This is a genomic window from Stappia stellulata, from assembly GCF_020176715.1.
GTDB lineage: Bacteria > Pseudomonadota > Alphaproteobacteria > Rhizobiales > Stappiaceae > Stappia.
In genome coordinates, this window is sequence record NZ_JAIVMF010000008.1 from 78,044 (window position 1) to 94,041 (window position 15,998).

The 15,998-nt window shown below is 66.2% G+C and carries 16 protein-coding genes; 7 read left to right on the forward strand and 9 right to left on the reverse strand.

The annotated features are described in order from the left end of the window. The first annotated feature begins 73 nt into the window (after window positions 1–73). Window positions 74–1,051, forward strand: coding sequence for a cell division protein FtsX (locus LC092_RS11525; RefSeq protein WP_224806679.1), 978 nt, complete (start codon window positions 74–76; stop codon window positions 1,049–1,051). 343 nt (window positions 1,052–1,394) lie between these two features. Here LC092_RS11525 and rplS read toward each other — a convergent pair whose 3' ends face one another. Continuing rightward, complete coding sequence (gene rplS / locus LC092_RS11530) at window positions 1,395–1,880, reverse strand: 50S ribosomal protein L19 (protein ID WP_224806680.1); 486 nt, start codon at window positions 1,878–1,880, stop codon at window positions 1,395–1,397. Window positions 1,881–2,114: 234 nt separating this feature from the next. Continuing rightward, window positions 2,115–2,837, reverse strand: a complete 723-nt coding sequence (gene trmD, locus LC092_RS11535) for a tRNA (guanosine(37)-N1)-methyltransferase TrmD (protein ID WP_224806681.1) — start codon at window positions 2,835–2,837, stop codon at window positions 2,115–2,117. 101 nt (window positions 2,838–2,938) lie between these two features. Between trmD and LC092_RS11540 the strand changes: the two genes are divergently transcribed. After that, entirely contained in the window at window positions 2,939–3,448 is a 510-nt protein-coding gene (locus LC092_RS11540; protein WP_224806682.1) for an antibiotic resistance protein VanZ, read from the forward strand. Here LC092_RS11540 and rimM read toward each other — a convergent pair. The 4 genes from rimM to ffh form a co-directional block, all read right to left on the reverse strand. Next, on the reverse strand, window positions 3,400–3,945 hold the full coding sequence (gene rimM, locus LC092_RS11545) for a ribosome maturation factor RimM (RefSeq protein ID WP_318245922.1): 546 nt from the start codon (window positions 3,943–3,945) through the stop codon (window positions 3,400–3,402). The genes LC092_RS11540 and rimM overlap by 49 nt on opposite strands. An 89-nt stretch (window positions 3,946–4,034) precedes the next feature. Continuing rightward, window positions 4,035–4,421, reverse strand: a complete 387-nt coding sequence (gene rpsP / locus LC092_RS11550) for a 30S ribosomal protein S16 (protein ID WP_224806683.1) — start codon at window positions 4,419–4,421, stop codon at window positions 4,035–4,037. A 34-nt stretch (window positions 4,422–4,455) separates the two neighbouring features. Next, window positions 4,456–4,773, reverse strand: coding sequence for a chorismate mutase (locus LC092_RS11555; RefSeq protein WP_412103571.1), 318 nt, complete (start codon window positions 4,771–4,773; stop codon window positions 4,456–4,458). Next, window positions 4,770–6,317 (reverse strand): signal recognition particle protein, encoded by a 1,548-nt coding sequence (gene ffh / locus LC092_RS11560; protein WP_224806684.1) that lies wholly within the window; start codon window positions 6,315–6,317, stop codon window positions 4,770–4,772. The genes LC092_RS11555 and ffh overlap by 4 nt, the downstream gene beginning before the upstream one ends. A gap of 421 nt (window positions 6,318–6,738) precedes the next feature. Here ffh and LC092_RS11565 point away from each other — a divergent pair, with 421 nt between their 5' ends. Next, window positions 6,739–8,181 carry a TrkH family potassium uptake protein gene (locus tag LC092_RS11565; protein ID WP_224806685.1) on the forward strand — a complete coding sequence of 481 codons (1,443 nt, stop codon included), beginning with the start codon at window positions 6,739–6,741 and terminating at the stop codon, window positions 8,179–8,181. 24 nt (window positions 8,182–8,205) lie between these two features. On the opposite strand, the gene LC092_RS11570 is transcribed toward LC092_RS11565, so the two are convergent. Further along, complete coding sequence (locus LC092_RS11570) at window positions 8,206–8,892, reverse strand: YggS family pyridoxal phosphate-dependent enzyme (RefSeq protein WP_224806686.1); 687 nt, start codon at window positions 8,890–8,892, stop codon at window positions 8,206–8,208. 204 nt (window positions 8,893–9,096) lie between these two features. Here LC092_RS11570 and leuS point away from each other — a divergent pair, with 204 nt between their 5' ends. The 3 genes from leuS to holA are packed head-to-tail and all read left to right on the forward strand — an operon-like array spanning window position 9,097 to window position 13,312. Continuing rightward, a complete protein-coding gene (leuS, locus tag LC092_RS11575) occupies window positions 9,097–11,706 on the forward strand; it encodes a leucine--tRNA ligase (RefSeq protein WP_224806783.1) in 2,610 nt (869 codons plus the stop codon). Then, window positions 11,693–12,265 carry an LPS assembly lipoprotein LptE gene (gene lptE, locus LC092_RS11580; RefSeq protein WP_224806687.1) on the forward strand — a complete coding sequence of 191 codons (573 nt, stop codon included), beginning with the start codon at window positions 11,693–11,695 and terminating at the stop codon, window positions 12,263–12,265. Before leuS ends, lptE begins: the two co-directional genes overlap by 14 nt. Window positions 12,266–12,271: 6 nt before the next feature. Continuing rightward, window positions 12,272–13,312 (forward strand): DNA polymerase III subunit delta, encoded by a 1,041-nt coding sequence (gene holA / locus LC092_RS11585; protein ID WP_224806688.1) that lies wholly within the window; start codon window positions 12,272–12,274, stop codon window positions 13,310–13,312. A 9-nt stretch (window positions 13,313–13,321) separates the two neighbouring features. Here the strand turns inward: holA and LC092_RS11590 are convergent, their stop codons facing one another. Continuing rightward, window positions 13,322–13,870: an RNA methyltransferase gene (locus tag LC092_RS11590; RefSeq protein ID WP_224806689.1), complete on the reverse strand. Its 549-nt coding sequence runs from the start codon at window positions 13,868–13,870 to the stop codon at window positions 13,322–13,324. 167 nt (window positions 13,871–14,037) lie between these two features. On the opposite strand from LC092_RS11590, the gene LC092_RS11595 reads away from it, so the two are divergent. Beyond that, on the forward strand, window positions 14,038–15,012 hold the full coding sequence (locus LC092_RS11595) for an NADPH:quinone oxidoreductase family protein (RefSeq protein ID WP_224806690.1): 975 nt from the start codon (window positions 14,038–14,040) through the stop codon (window positions 15,010–15,012). Between the two features lie 13 nt (window positions 15,013–15,025). Here the strand turns inward: LC092_RS11595 and LC092_RS11600 are convergent, their stop codons facing one another. Next, window positions 15,026–15,829 (reverse strand): exodeoxyribonuclease III, encoded by an 804-nt coding sequence (locus LC092_RS11600; RefSeq protein WP_224806691.1) that lies wholly within the window; start codon window positions 15,827–15,829, stop codon window positions 15,026–15,028. Window positions 15,830–15,998 lie beyond the last annotated feature (169 nt).

The following is a 15,998-nucleotide window of genomic DNA, read 5'->3' on the forward strand; positions in this document are numbered from 1 at the left end:
CGCGGGACAGGCAGAGCGACGCCCGGGTGCGGCTCCGCGTCCCGGTCAACGTCCTGCGTCCGCCGGAAAATCGATGGCGCCGCGGCTGCCGCGCCTCAAGCGTCCCGCCAAGAAACCCCCCAAGCCGCGCCGGGCGGATCCGGACGCGCAGTTGCGCCCCTCCGCGCCCATCGTGCCGCCGCAGGCGGTTGCCGGGCGGGCGCTGACGCTGGTCGTCGCCATCATGAGCTTTCTCGCCTGCCTGACGATCGGCATGGTCACGGTCATTCACGATGCGGCCAATGCCTGGTCGAACGACCTCTTGCGCGAGGTGACGATCCAGATCCGCCCGGCCCAGGGGGTGGACATGCTGCGCGAGATCGAAAAGGCGATTTCCATCGCCGAGGCACGGCCGGGCGTTGGCGCGGTGCGGGCGCTTTCCGACGCGCAGACGCGCGAGTTGCTGCAGCCGTGGCTCGGAACCGGGCTCGATCTGGACACGCTGCCCGTTCCCCGGCTCATCCAGGTGGAAATCGAGGACGGCACGCGCTTCGACCTGACCGGCCTGCGGGTCGGCATCTCCGACGGGGTGAACGGCGCGAGCGTCGACGATCATTCGCTGTGGACCGGGCGTCTCGCCTCCATGGCCAATGCCGTCGTGCTCGCCGGACTGGCGATCCTCGCGCTGGTGCTCGCCTCCATGGTGCTGTCGGTGGTCTTTGCCACGCGCGCGGCCATGGCGGGCAACAAGGATGTGGTCGAAGTGCTGCATTTCGTCGGCGCGGAGGACAGTTTCGTCGCCCGCGAGTTCCAGCGGCATTTTCTCCTGCTCGGGCTCAAGGGCGGACTGGCCGGGGGCCTGAGCGCGTCGGCGGTGTTTGTCGTGCTCGGTTTGTTTGCGGACGGGAACACGGGCTTTGCCGCGATGGAACAGGCGATGGTTCTCTTCGGCGGCGTGTCGGTGGGTGCGGCCGGCTATCTCGGCGTGCTGGCCATCATCTTCCTGGTGACGATCCTGACGGCGGCGACCTCGCGGGTGGCGGTGCGGGCGCATCTGCGCCGCATCGACTGACCGTCGGCGCGACCGTGGAGCTGGCGAAACGGGTTTTCGAACCGGACATCCAGATCCGGCTACAAAAAAAGCGGCCCGGGGGCCGCTTGAGGATGATGACAAAGCCTCGAGTAGGCGTCCTCCCGGACGCGGCGTTCGCTGCGATCCGGGATCGGAGAGGCAGGGCCTTGCGGCTGGCAACTCCATAAAACGGACAGGTTTTTGGCTCTCCGATACCGGGTCGCGCTTCCGCTTGCCCGGTATGACGTTGGAGAGCAGTCACACCCTTTGTCAGCGGTCTGAAGCGGCCCGGGGGCCGCTTTTCGTGTTTTAGCAGGGTGTCTTGCGCCGGGGCGCCAGCGCCTTATTCCGAGGCGGTCTCGGCGGCTGCTGCGGCTGCGGCTGCCTGGGCCGCGGCGCGCTCGGCTTCCTTCGCCGACTTCACGGCGGCCAGCTCTGCCTTGGTCTCGTCGTTCAGGCGACGGGCACGGGTGTTGGTCGCCTCGACGATACGGGCCGACTTGCCGCGCAGGCCGCGCAGGTAATAGAGCTTGGCGCGACGCACCTTGCCGCGACGGATGACTTCGACACCCTCGAGCATCGGCGAGAACACCGGGAACACACGCTCCACGCCTTCACCGTAGGAAATCTTGCGCACCGTGAAGTTCTCGTTGATGCCGCCGCCGGAGCGGGCGATGCACACGCCTTCATAGGCCTGGGTACGGGTGCGGGTTCCTTCCGTCACGCGCACGTTGACGCGGATGGTGTCGCCTGCGGAGAAGGTCGGAAGCGTGCGGACGGCTTCGATCCTTGTCATTTCCTCGGCGTTGATTTCCTCGATGATGTTCATGGCACTGCCTTTTGGGTCTTGCTCGGTCAGAGCGTCCTCAAGCGTTCCAGACGCCGGGGCGAATTCACCGCGTTTTGGCCAAACCGGACGCTGTGTCCGGCGATGGAATGGATTTGGGTTGATCGTTGCCCGGTCACCGATGCGCAGAGATGGCAATCATGCACGCCAAAATCCGCACGCGGCACCGAAACGACACCCGAGTGGGCCGGTTCCTAGCGCATGAGGGCCGGTTTGTCATGTGTTTTTTGCCGCATTCGCGCTGTTTGCGGCGCAATGGGCCTCCCAGAGATCGGGCCGGCGGTCGCGGGTCAGCCGCTCCGCCTCGGCCTGACGCCAGGCCTCGATGCGGGCGTGGTCGCCGGAAGTGAGGACCTCGGGGATCGGCAGGCCCTCGAACTCGCGCGGTCGCGTGTAATGCGGGTGTTCCAGCAGGCCGGTCTCGAAACTCTCCGTCGCGCCGCTTTCCGCGTTTCCCATGACGCCGGGAAGGAGGCGCACCACGGCGTCGAGCAGGACCATGGCGGCAATTTCGCCGCCGGACAGGATGTAGTCGCCGATGGAGACCTCCTGAAGGCCGCGGCTGTCGATCACGCGCTGGTCGACGCCCTCGAAGCGGCCGCAGACGATGACCGCACCCGGTCCGGCGGCAAGGTCGCGCACCCGGGCCTGGTCGAGCGGGCGACCGCGCGGGCTCATCAGCAGGCGCGGGCGCGGGTCGTCCGCCGGGGAGGCGGCATCGATGGCCTGCGCCAGAATGTCGGGCCGCAACACCATTCCCGCGCCGCCGCCGGCCGGCGTGTCGTCGACGGAGCGATGCTTGTCGGTCGCATGGTCGCGGATCTGGCGGGCGTTCAGGCTCCAGTCGCCGCGCGACAGCGCCTTGCCGGCGAGCGAGGCGCCGAGCGGGCCGGGAAACATCTCCGGATAGAGTGTCAGGACGGTTGCGTTGAAGCTCATCCGCTCGCCGGCTCCGGGTTTGCGTTCCCCTGCCCTTTCGGGCGGGAACGCTTGGTTAAAGATTGGCGGTCTAGACTCGCGTCAATTCTCGCGAGGTCTGCATGCCAAGTATCAGCATTCTCCTGCCGCGCTGGGTCCGGCGTCATGCCGAGCGCGACTATATCGACCTTTCGCTCGGACGGGTGCTGCCCCTGTGCGTGTTGATCGCCTATGGCGTGATCGTCGGCCTGGTGTTCAACACCGGTCTCGACCATCCCTGGGACAAGGTCCAGCATCTCGTCTTCTTCGCCCTGCTCACGCTGTCGATCCACGCATTTTTCTGCTGCCGGCTGCGGCTTTCGGCCGGCGCGGCGATGCTGATGGGGATCGCCGGCGAGGGCGTTCAGGCCATGACCCCGCATCATCATGCCTCGCTGCTCGATATTGCCGCCAACAGCGTCGGCGTCGCGCTCGTTGTCGCGATTGTTGTCCTGATCCGCTCCGAAACCAGGGCGGCTCTCGCGGACCGGACAAGGGACCCCGTCCTGGAGGTCGATCTGCCCGAGACGGCGGCGTTGCCGGTTCAGGCGTCTTCGCCGTCCTCGCCCCGGTCTCCGTCCTCGTCCTCGTAATCGGGCGGACGCACGATCGTTACCCGCCCTTCGGCCAGGTCGACCTCCGGGACGGCATCGCGGGTGAAGGGAACGAAGAAGGACGCCCCGATGTCCGGGCGGATTTCAAGCAATGTGCCGGCGCCGAAATCCGGCACGGCGACCACTTTTCCAAGCGCTTCGCCATCCGCAGACAGGGCGCGCAGGCCGAGAAGGTCGGCGTGATAGAAGTCGTCGTCCTCGTCCAACTCCGGCAGGGCATCTCTCGGGATGTAGAGGTCGAGCCCGTTGAGGGCTTCGGCGGCGTTGCGGTCGTCGATCCCCTCGAAGCGGGTGATCACCATGTTCTTTTGCACGCGCGCGGCGGAGACCGTCAGCCGGCGTTTTCCGTCCGCCGTCTCCAGCGGTCCGTAGTCGGTGAAGGACAGCGGGTCGTCGCCGAAGGGCTTGACCCGGACCTCGCCGCGAATGCCATGGGCGGCACCGATGCGGGCCATCAAGATACGTTCCTCGGCCAAGACCGTGCGGCTCCTTCAAACGGCTGGGGCAAACAAAAAGGCCCGCGCGGCGCCGCCGGGCGCGGCGCGGGCCTTCGACGTCCCGTCGATTACTCGGCGGCGGCTTCTTCGGTCTCGGCGGCAGCCGCAGCGGCTGCATCCTCGGCGGCCTGCTTGCGCGCCTCGACGCGCTCCTTGGCCTTCTGGCCCGGCTCGGCCTTCTTCGGGTTGTTGCGCGCATCGCGCTTCAGCAGGCCGGCGGCATCCAGGAAGCGGTGCACGCGGTCGGTCGGCTTCGCGCCGTGGCTCAGCCAATGCTGGATGCGCTCGGCGTCGAGGGTGACGCGGTTCTCATTGTCCTTCGGCAGCATCGGATCGTAGCTGCCGACCTTCTCCAGGAAGCGGCCGTCGCGCGGCGAACGCACGTCGGCGATCACGATGCGGTAGAACGGACGCTTCTTGGCGCCGCCACGGGCGAGACGAATTTTCAAAGCCATCGGGGTATCTCCTGTTTGATTGGTGTTCGCGGCATCAGCCGCGAATGGCTTCGTGGTGGCGGATGACTTCCTTGACGATGAAGTTCAGGAAGGTTTCCGCGAAATCGGGATCGAGATTGGCGTCCCTGGCAAGGGATCGCAGCCGCGCGATCTGCCGGTCCTCGCGCGCCGGATCGGCGGGCGGAAGATTGTGTGTCGCTTTCAAAACGCCGACCTTCTGGGTGCATTTGAAGCGTTCCGCGAGCATGTGGATCAGTGCCGCGTCGATGTTGTCGATGGAGCCGCGCAGCCGCGCCAGCTCTTCCATCGTCTCCGAGGACGGGCCCAGAATGTCTTCTGCGCTGTTCGTCATTTCTTCTTTCCCCGCCCCATGCCGGGCATGCCGCCGAGACCCGGCAGCTTCGGTCCGCCCAGGCCCCCGAGACCGCCCATGCCGCCGGGAAGACCCGGCATGCCGGGCGGAAGGCCGCCACCGGGCATCTGTCCCGGCATCTGGCCGGACTTGGCGAGCTTTTCCAGCTCCTTGGGGTCCATCGACGGCATGCCGCCGCCGGGCAGCCCCATGCCGCCCATCATCTTGGAGAACAGGCCGCCCTTGCCCTTGCCCATCTGCTTCATCATGTCCGCCATCTGGCGGTGCATCTTCAAAAGCTTGTTGACGGCGGCGACATCGACACCCGAACCGGCGGCAATGCGCTTCTTGCGGCTGGCCTTGAGCAGGTCGGGCTTGCGCCGTTCCTGCGGCGTCATCGACTGGATGATGGCGACCTGGCGCTTGATCACCTTGTCGTCGAGATTGGCTTCGCCGATCTGCTTCTTCAGCTTTCCGACACCGGGCATCATGCCCATGATGCCGGACATGCCGCCGAGCTTTTCCATCTGCTTGAGCTGTTCGCCGAGGTCTTCCAGGTCGAAGGTGCCCTTTTGCATCTTCGCGGCCATCTTGGCCGTCTGTTCCTGGTCGAGTTCGCGCGAGGCCTTCTCGACGAGCGAGACGATGTCGCCCATGCCGAGGATCCGGTCGGCGATGCGCGAGGGGTGGAACTCCTCCAGCGCGTCGGCCTTCTCGCCCGTGCCGATCAGCTTGACCGGCTTGCCCGTCACCGCGCGCATGGAAAGCGCCGCGCCGCCGCGGCCGTCGCCGTCCATGCGGGTCAGCACGATGCCGGTGATGCCGACGCGTTCGTTGAAGGACTGGCCGAGGTTGACCGCGTCCTGACCGGTCAGCGAGTCGGCGACAAGCAGGATCTCGTGCGGATCGGTCGCCGCCTTGATCTCGGCCATCTCCGCCATCAGCGGTTCGTCGATATGGGTGCGGCCGGCGGTGTCGAGCAGCACCACGTCGTAGCCGCCGAGCTTTGCCGCGGTTGCGGCGCGCGAGGCGATCTGCACCGGCGACTGGCCGGCGATGATCGGCAGCGTGTCGATGCCGTTCTGTTCGCCGAGAACCTTGAGCTGTTCCTGCGCGGCCGGACGGCGGGTGTCGAGCGAGGCCATCAGGACCTTGCGCTTGTCGTCGCGGGTCAGGCGCAGGGCGATCTTGGCGGTGGAGGTCGTCTTGCCCGAGCCCTGCAGGCCGACCATCATGATCGCGACCGGCGCCGGCGCGTTGAGGTCGATCGGCTCGGCCTGGGAGCCCAGCATCTCGACGAGCTGGTCATGGACGATCTTGACGACCTGCTGGCCGGGCGTCACCGACTTGAGGACTTCCTGGCCGACGGCGCGGTTGCGCACCTTGTCGGTGAAGGACTTCACCACCGGAAGCGCCACGTCGGCCTCGATCAGCGCGCGGCGGACCTCGCGCAGCGCCTCGCCGACGTCAGCCTCCGACAGCGCGCCGCGTCGCGTCAGCTTGTCGAGGATGCCACTCAGGCGATCGGACAGACTTTCGAACATGCTTCGGCCCTTCCGGGGTTGCCGTTTTCGCCGGATGCGGGACCTGTCGGTGTCCCGGATGCCGGCGTCGAGATCCACAAGGCGACAAACTCAAAGGCCGATGCGCGCCATGCAAAGCGTCGCGCCACCCGAGGGCGCATCGCGCTGTCGGGTGTTGACCTCCGGGATCTCTTTAGACCTTCGCGGGTCCCGGTCGGTTGCCTGAAATTTCGTCACTCTTGCGGAGTTGGCAAGCTGGTGCCCGATAACGCCCGAAGAGTCAAGAAAAAGGGTTCATTTTGCGCTCCGCGACCCGCTCGTCTTGCGCAATCTTTCGATTGCGGGACCCGGTCGAATGGGAGTAGGGGTCTCGCGACGCGGCCGTGCGAACCGGGCCAGAACGCCTCGTGGCGCGCATCCGAAATGTCGAGGGTCCTCTTGTATGGATTACCGTGCGGTTGCGCTGCCTGTCGGGCGGCTGATGGTTCTCCTCTCGCTTTTCATGCTGGTGCCGGCCGCCGCCGATCTCATGGTCGGCAATCCGGACTGGGTCGGGTTCGCCGTGTCGGCCCTGATCGTCGGCTGTTTTGGCAGTGTCGCGACCCTCGCCTTCCTTGAGAAGGATCACCGGCTCGGCATTCGCGAAACGCTGGTGCTGGTCAATGGCGCATGGCTGGCCTTCAGCCTTGCCGGGGCGCTCCCGCTCTACCTCAGCGGCCTCGACCTCTCGCTCACCGATGCCGTGTTCGAGGCCGCCTCCGGGCTGACCACGACGGGCGCCACCGTGCTCACCGGTCTCGATCACCTGCCGCCCGGGATCCTGCTCTGGCGCTCTCTGCTGCAATGGGTCGGCGGGATCGGCATCGTCGTGCTCGGGATCTGGCTGTTGCCGGGCCTGCGGGTCGGTGGCTCGCAGCTGTTCGCGATCGAATCGTCGGAAACCTCCTCCAAGCCCTATGGCCGCATCGAGCCGTTCCTGATCCGCCTGCTGCTGCTTTACGGTGGGCTGACGGTCACCTGCATGGTGCTCTACCGCATCGCCGGAATGACCGGGTTCCAGGCGCTCAACCACGCGCTGACCACGGTTTCATCCGGCGGATTTTCCACCTCCGACCAGTCGATGGGGCAATTCGACAACCTGGCGATCTTCTGGATCGCGATCGTCTTCATGCTTTTGTCCGGCTTTCCCTTCCTGTTCATGATCCGGGTGGTGGAGTGGCGCGATTTCCGCGACCACGAGCAGGTGGTGTTTTTCGTCGGACTGGCGGCGGCGGCGAGCCTGGCCGCCTTTGTCGTCCTGCATCTGGGCGCGACCGACACGCCGTTTCGCGAGTTGACCCTCTCCGTCTTCCACGTGGTGTCGATCATCACCACGACCGGATATGCGGCCAGCGACTATCTGCAATGGGGCGCCTTCGCCACGGCGCTGTTCTTCCTGGTGACGTTTCTGGGCGGCTGCAGCGGCTCGACCTCCGGCGGGTTCAAGGCATTCCGCATGCTGGTTCTGATCCATCTGATCCGCTCGCTGGTGAGCGGCATGTGCCGTCCGCACCGGATCGCCGAGCCCTATTTCGCCGGCAAGCGCCTCAGCCCGAACGTGATCGAGGGCGTGCTGATCTTCGCCCTGCTCTATGTGGTGACCTTCGCGCTCTTCGCGCTTTTTTATGCCGCGGCCGGTCTCGATGTGGAAACCGCGCTCAGCGCCTCGATCACGGCGCTGGCGAATGTGGGGCCGGGCGTCGGATCGACCATCGGCCCGTCGGGCACATTCCAGTCTCTGCCGGATGTGGTGAAATGGCTGCTCGCCTTCCAGATGATCCTCGGTCGGCTGGAGATCGTGTCCGGCATCATCATCCTGACCCCGGACTTCTGGCAGGAGCGCTGACTGCGCCAGCGCTCCGTCGCGGCGTCAGTGGGTGTCGCGGGTGCCGAAAATCGCCGAGCCGACCCGCACATAGGTCGCGCCGAAGCGGATGGCCGTCTCGAAATCCGCCGACATGCCCATCGAAAGCTCCGACAGGCCGTTGCGGGCGGCGATCTTCTGCAGCAGCGCGAAATGCGGTCCGGGCATGTCCTCCACCGGGGGAATGCACATCAGGCCGGCGACATCGAGCTTGAGGTCGTCGCGGCACAACGCGATGAAGGCATCGGCCTCCTGCGGCGCGATCCCGGCCTTTTGCGGTTCCTCGCCGGTGTTGACCTGAATGAAGAAGCGCAAGGCCCGCCCCTGGGCCTCGCATTCCGCCTTCAGGGCACGGGCGATCTTCTCGCGGTCCACCGTGTGGATGACGTCGAAGAGCGCGACCGCATCGCGCGCCTTGTTTGACTGCAGCGGGCCGATCAGATGCAGCTCGACGTCATCATAGTCGGCGCGCAGCTCCGGCCATTTGCCCTGGGCTTCCTGGACGCGGTTTTCGCCGAAGATGCGCTGGCCGCTTTCCAGGACAGGGCGGATCGCATCGGCGTCGAAGGTCTTGGACACAGCGATGAGGCGGCAGCCGTTGTCGGTGCGTCCGGCCTCGCGCTCGGCGGTGGCGATCGCGGCCCGCACCTCTGCCAGCCGCGCGGTTGCATCCTTGTTGGAAGAGGCGGACATGATCGCTCCCGTCGTTGGTTGATCCGGTCATGGTTTCGCTGCGGCAGGCGCAGCAGAGCGCCGTCCCGCCGGAGGGACATGCCGTCTTGCGGCGGCGATTGCAAGGGCGGCGGGCGGTGCGATGCAGGTTGACCCCACGCCCGATTTCTGGTGACTGTCGCGCCAAGCGATTTCATCACAGCCACGGGATACACATTCAAGATCATGGCGACCGAGCGCTATAACGCCCGCGATGCGGAAAGCCGCTGGCAAAGGGTCTGGGACGAGACGCAGGTGTTCGCGACGGTGAACGACGACCCGCGTCCCAAGTATTATGTCCTTGAGATGTTCCCCTATCCGTCAGGCCGCATCCACATGGGCCATGTGCGCAACTACGCCATGGGCGACGTTGTGGCGCGCTACAAGCGGGCGAAGGGGTTCAACGTCCTGCATCCGATGGGCTGGGACGCCTTCGGCATGCCTGCCGAAAACGCGGCGATGCAGAACAAGGTGCATCCGCGCGACTGGACCTACCAGAACATCGAGACGATGCGGGGCCAGCTCCAGATCATGGGTCTGTCGCTCGACTGGGCGCGCGAGTTCGCAACCTGCGATGTGGAGTATTACACCCAGCAGCAGCGCCTATTCCTGGATTTCCTGAAGGCGGGCCTCGCCTACCGCAAGAATTCCAAGGTCAACTGGGATCCGGTCGACATGACCGTGCTCGCCAACGAGCAGGTGATCGACGGACGCGGCTGGCGCTCCGGTGCGCTGGTCGAACAGCGCGAGCTGACCCAGTGGTTCTTCAAGATCTCCGACTGGTCGGAAGACCTGCTGACGTCGATCGAGACGCTCGACCGCTGGCCGGAAAAGGTCCGGCTGATGCAGAAGAACTGGATCGGCCGCTCGGAAGGCCTGCGCGTGCGCTTCGAATTCACCGAGCCGGCGCCGACGGGCGATACGACGCTGGAGATCTTCACCACCCGTCCCGATACGCTTTACGGCGCATCGTTCATGGGCCTGTCGCCCGATCATCCGATTTCGCAGACGCTGGCCGCTGACAATCCCAAGATCGCGGAATTCATCGACGAGTGCCATCACATCGGCACCTCGGCGGAAGCGATCGAGACGGCGGAAAAGATCGGCATCGACACGGGCCTCAGCGTGAAGCATCCGCTCGATCCGGATGTGACGCTGCCGGTCTATATCGCCAACTTCATCCTGATGGACTACGGCACGGGGGCGATCTTCGCCTGTCCCGCGCACGACCAGCGCGACCTCGATTTCGCGCGCAAGTACCGCCTTCCGGTCAAGCCGGTGGTGTTGCCGTTCGGTGCCGACCCGGAGACCTTCGAGATCACCACGGAAGCCTTCACCGACGAGGGCACGATCTACAATTCCGATTTCCTCAACGGTCTGGGCATCGACGAGGCCAAGCACGCGGTTTCGGTGAAGCTGGAACTGCAGACCGTCGGCGGCATTTCGCAGGCCGAACGTCAGGTGAACTATCGCCTGCGCGACTGGGGCATCTCGCGCCAGCGCTACTGGGGCTGCCCGATCCCGGTCATCCATTGCGACGATTGCGGCGTGGTGCCGGTTCCGGTCAAGGACCTGCCGGTCGAGCTGCCCGAGGACATCGACTTCGACAAGCCGGGCAATCCGCTCGACCGCCACCCGACCTGGCGGCATGTGGAGTGCCCGTCCTGCGCGGGGCCGGCGCGGCGCGAGACCGACACGATGGACACCTTCGTGGACTCGTCCTGGTATTTCGCCCGTTTCGCCGATCCGAAGGCGGAGACGCCGACGGACCCGGACGCGGCCAACGCCTGGCTGCCGGTCGACCAGTATATCGGCGGCATCGAGCATGCGATCCTGCATCTTCTCTATTCGCGCTTCTTTGCCCGGGCGATGTGCGAGACCGGCCACCTGAACGTCAAGGAGCCGTTCAAGGGCCTCTTCACGCAGGGCATGGTCACGCATGAGACCTATCGCACCGCCGACGGCGCCTGGGTTGCGCCTGGCGACGTGCGCATCGAGGGCGAAGGCGACGCGCGGCGCGCCGTCCTGATCGACGGCGGCGGCGCGGTCACCATCGGCTCGATTGAGAAGATGTCGAAGTCGAAGAAGAACACCGTCGACCCGACCGACATCATCGAGACCTACGGCGCGGATACCGCGCGCTGGTTCATGCTGTCGGACAGCCCGCCCGAGCGCGACGTCCAGTGGACGGAAGCCGGCGTGCAAGGCTCCTGGCGCTTCATGCAGCGCGTCTGGCGTCTGGTGAACGACATCGTCGAGAATGTGCCCGCCCGGGTGCGTCCGGCCGAGGTCGGCGAGGCGGCGACCGCGCTGCGCCGCGCCACGCACAAGACCTGCGCGGCGGTGTCCGCCGACATCGAGGCGCTGTCCTTCAACCGGGCCGTCGCCCGGCTCTACGAGCTCGTCAACACGCTGAGCAAGGCCTATCAGGCGGGCTATGAGACCAATGACATGCGCTTCGCGATCCGCGAGGCGGCCAGCTATCTGGTGCAGATGATGGCGCCGATGGCGCCGCATCTGGCGGAGGAATGCTGGAGCGTCTTCGGCCACGCCGAACTGCTGGCAACCACGCCGTGGCCGGACATCGAGGAAGAGCTGCTCGTCGAGGCGACGGTGACGCTTCCCGTGCAGGTCAACGGCAAGAAGCGTGCGGATCTCACGATCTCAAGAGAGGCTTCCAAAGAGGAGGTCGAAGCGGCTACGCTGCAGCTCGAGGCGGTGCTGAAGGCGCTTGACGGCAAGCCGGCGCGCAAGATCATCGTCGTGCCGCAGAGGATCGTGAATGTCGTCGTCTGATCGCTTGAGGGGCGCAAGCCCGACCCGCCGCGCCGCGCTTGCGCTGGCCCTTGGCGCCACCCTGTTCGCGGCCGGGTGCCAGGTGCGTCCGCTCTACGGCACGGTGGGTATGCCGGGCGGGTCTCCCGCCCTCAGCGAGGAGCTGGCCCGCATCGATATCGATCCCGTGCAGACGGCGTCGAGCCGCGATCTCGACCGGGTCGGCCAGGTGCTGCGCAACGAGTTGATCTTCGGCTTCCGCCGCGGCCGCGAGGCTCCTGAATCGAGCTATCGGCTGAAGATCCTGATCGACCGGCCGCTCAACGAGGTCGGTGTCGAGCGGCTCGCCGACGTTCCGTCCGCCTATACGGTGACGGTGAATGCGACCTATGTGCTCAGCGACATTGCGACCGGCCGCACGCTCGAGACCGGGCGTGCCTTCGGCACGGCGTCCTTCGACTTCTCCAGCCAGCGGTTCGCCAACCTGCGCGCCGAGCGCGACGCGGAAGACCGTGCGGCAAAGACCGTTGCGCGGGATATCCAGACGCGGCTTGCCAGCTTCTTCGCAACGCGCGGCTGACCGGCGATGGTCGCGCTCAAGGCCGGCGACATCGACCGCTTCATCGCAAGGCCGCCGGACACCGTGCCGCTGGTTCTGGTCTTCGGCCCGGATGTCGGGCTGGTGTCGGAACGCGCGCAGGCGCTGGTCACGCATGCCTCCGGCGGCGTCGACGATCCCTTTTCCCTCGTCAAGCTCGATGCCGCCGATATTGTCTCCGATCCCGCGCGCCTGATCGACGAGGCGATGACGATTTCCATGTTCGGCGGACGCCGCGTCGTCTGGGTGCGCGACGGGGCGGGCAAGAACATTGCCGCCGCCGTCGAACCGTTGCTCGGGCAGATCGACCCGGCCAACGCCTTCGTGGTGATCGAGGCGGGTGATCTGAAAAAGGGCGTCGGTCTCCGGCGCAAGATCGAAAGCGACAAGACCGCCGTCGCCATCGCCTGCTATGCGGATGCGGAACGCGATCTCGAACGGGTGATCGATACGGAACTGCGCGAGGCGGCGCTGACGATCTCCCGCGAGGCCCGTCAGGCATTGATGAGCTTGCTTGGCGCCGATCGTCTGGCAAGCCGCGGCGAGGTACGCAAATTGTGCCTCTATGCCCATGGACGCGGCCGGGTGGAGACCGCCGACGTGGAGGCGGTGATCGGCGATGCCTCGGCCTTTGCCGTCGACGTGCTGATCGACGCGGCAGCGCTCGGCGATCTCGCCACGCTCGACCATGGTCTGGAGCGTCTGGAGGCGACCGGCCAGCGCGCCGATGTGATCGCCGGGATGGCGCTCCGCCATTTCCAGACCCTGTCGCGCGCGCGTGCCGATGTCGACCGCGGGTTGCCGGCGGCGCGCGCGGTGGACCAGATCCGGCCGCCCGTCTTTTTCAAGCGCAAGTCCGCTGTCCAGCGGCAGATTTCGATCTGGTCGCAGGCGGATCTCGGCAAGGCGGGCGAACGGCTCGCCCGCGCCGTGGCGGATGCGCGCAAGTCGCAAACGCTCGCGACCGCCCTCGTCAGCGACGTCCTGCTGACCCTGGCGCGCGTTGCAAGGGTCCGGGCGCGGCGCTGAACGGCGCCCTTACTCCCAGCCCGGAACCTTCCGGTCGGTGCGCATGATCGGGCCGCCATGCTTGTGGGCGGCGCGGGGCGTCTTCGGGCCGCCGGCGGTCAGCGGCCGGTCGGCATAGTGGCCGTGGACGCGGTGGCGGTCGTAGAGAACGATGGCACCGGCGACCGCGATGTTCAGGCAGAATTTCGTCGGGATCTTGATCAGGTGCGAACAGCGCGCCTGCATCTCGGGCGATAGCGAGCCGCGTTCCGGGCCCAGGATGTAGGCGGCCTGGAGCGGATGCATGAAGCTTGGCAGGTCGATGGACTCGTCGGTGAGCTCGACGCCGACAAGCTGACACCCCTGCGGCAGGTCGATATCGTCCATGCTGTCCCAGTGAAACAGCGGCAGGTGGCCCGTGCTCTTTGACGTGTCGGAGGGAGGTGCCTTGCGAATCTTCTTGTCTGCGTCGACGGTGAAGAAGAAATTCGCGCCGAAGGCATGCGCCGAGCGCATGAGATTGCCAAGGTTCATCGGCTTGGAAATGCCTTCCGCGCCGACGGCGAAGTAACCGCGCATGTGACCTGCCTGTGGATTGAAACCGGTGCCCGGGCATACCTGCCGGAACCCGCGAAGGCAAGCATCCGGGGTCTTGTATCTTTTAACGAGAGTGCGCCCATGCTAGGCGACTTTCGGGGACTGCAGATGCGCGAGACGCATCCTTTGCGCAGAAGTGGGGAGAGAACATGAAGGCTGTTGTGTGCGAGCGGCTCGGACCGCCTGAGGATCTGGTGCTCGCGGAGATCGCGGAACCGGTGCCCGGACCGGGCGAGGTTCTGGTGCAGGTTGCCGCCGCCGCGCTCAATTTCTTCGACACGCTGATCATCGAGGGCAAATACCAGTTTCGCCCCGAACCCCCGTTTTCGCCGGGCGCGGAGTTCGCGGGAACTGTCAAGGCGGTCGGCGAGGGCGTCGAGCTGTTCGAACCGGGCGACCGGGTGATGGGTTACGTCAAATGGGGCGCCGTGCGCGAGGCGGTCATTGCGACCGAGGACGATCTCGTGGCGCTGCCCGACGCGGTTGGCGAAGAGGATGCGGCCGGCCTGACCGTCACCTATGGCACGACGCTGCATGCCTTTCGCGATCGCGCGAACCTGCAGGCGGGCGAGACGGTGGCCGTTCTGGGTGCGTCGGGCGGTGTCGGGCTCGCTGCCGTCGAGATCGCCAAGGCGATGGGCGCGCGGGTGATCGCCTGCGCCTCGAGCGCGGACAAGCTGGAGCTCGCCCGCGCCCATGGTGCCGACGAATTCATCAATTATGCTGAGGAAGACCTCAAGACGCGGCTGAAGGCGCTGACCGACGGTTGCGGCGTCGACGTGGTCTACGATCCGGTCGGCGGCGCCTATACGGAAGCCGCACTGCGCGCGACGGGCTGGCGCGGGCGCTATCTGGTGATCGGCTTTGCCGCCGGCGAGATCCCGAAACTGCCGCTCAATCTCGTGCTTCTCAAGGGCTGCGACGTGCTCGGCGTGTTCTGGGGCGAGGCGATCGTGCGCGAACCCGACGCGCATCGCGACAATATGGCGCAATTGCTCGCCTGGATCGGCGAGGGCCGCATCCGCCCGCATATTCACGGGGTGTTTCCGCTTGCCGAGACGGTCTCCGCGCTCCGGCAACTGGCCGATCGCAAGGTTCAGGGCAAGGTGATCATCCGCCCGTGAGAGCGGATGCGGCTCAGGCCTGAAGCCGGGTCAGCACGGGGGCGTGATCGGAGGGTTTGTCCCAGCCGCGTGCGTCGCGCAGCACCTCCATGTGCGTCGCCGTGCCGGCGACGTCGGGCGACGTCCACACGTGGTCGAGACGGCGGCCCTTGTCGGCGGCCGACCAGTCCTTCGCGCGGTAGCTCCACCAGGTGTAGAGCTTTTCCTCCATCGGCACGAAATTGCGCATGACGTCGGTGAGGCCGCCAGCTGCGCGCACCGCTTCCAGCAGATCGCATTCCTGCGGGGTGTGGCTGACCACCTTCAAGAGCTTCTTGTGCGACCAGACATCGTGCTCATAGGGCGCGATGTTGAGATCGCCGACGACCATCTGCGCGCCCTGGAGCGACGCGAAGCGTTCGCCCATCTCGTCGAGGAAGGCGAGTTTGTGCGCGAATTTGTCGTTGATCTCCGGATCCGGCTCGTCGCCGCCGGCGGGGACGTAGAAATTGTGCAGCGAGACCCGCGAGCCGGCAAACTCGACATCGACGCGGACATGGCGGCTGTCGCCCTTGGCGCAATAGTCGATCTTTTCTTCCGCAAGGAACGGCCGGCGCGAGATCGTGGCGACGCCGTGGTAGCCCTTCTGCCCGTTGATGGCGATGTGCTCGTAGCCGAGCTTGCGCAGCGGGGCGAAGGGAAAATTGCCGTCCGGACACTTGGTTTCCTGCAGGCAGATGATGTCCGGCCCGTGGTCCAGGATCAGCTTCTCCACGATCGGCATGCGCAGGCGCACCGAGTTGATGTTCCAGGTGGCGACGGTCAGGTGATCGGTCATGAGGAAGACGCTCGCGCGCGGGTCGTGGAGACGAAGGGTTCCCCGCCGACATGCCAGTCCGGGCGCGGCTATGCAAGCGCGAAGCGGGCGGCGGCGTGGCCGTATCGCGGCGGTGCTATTGACTTGCCGGCACCGGCGCGTGCCGCGATAAAGGACTGCTTGCGTGTCT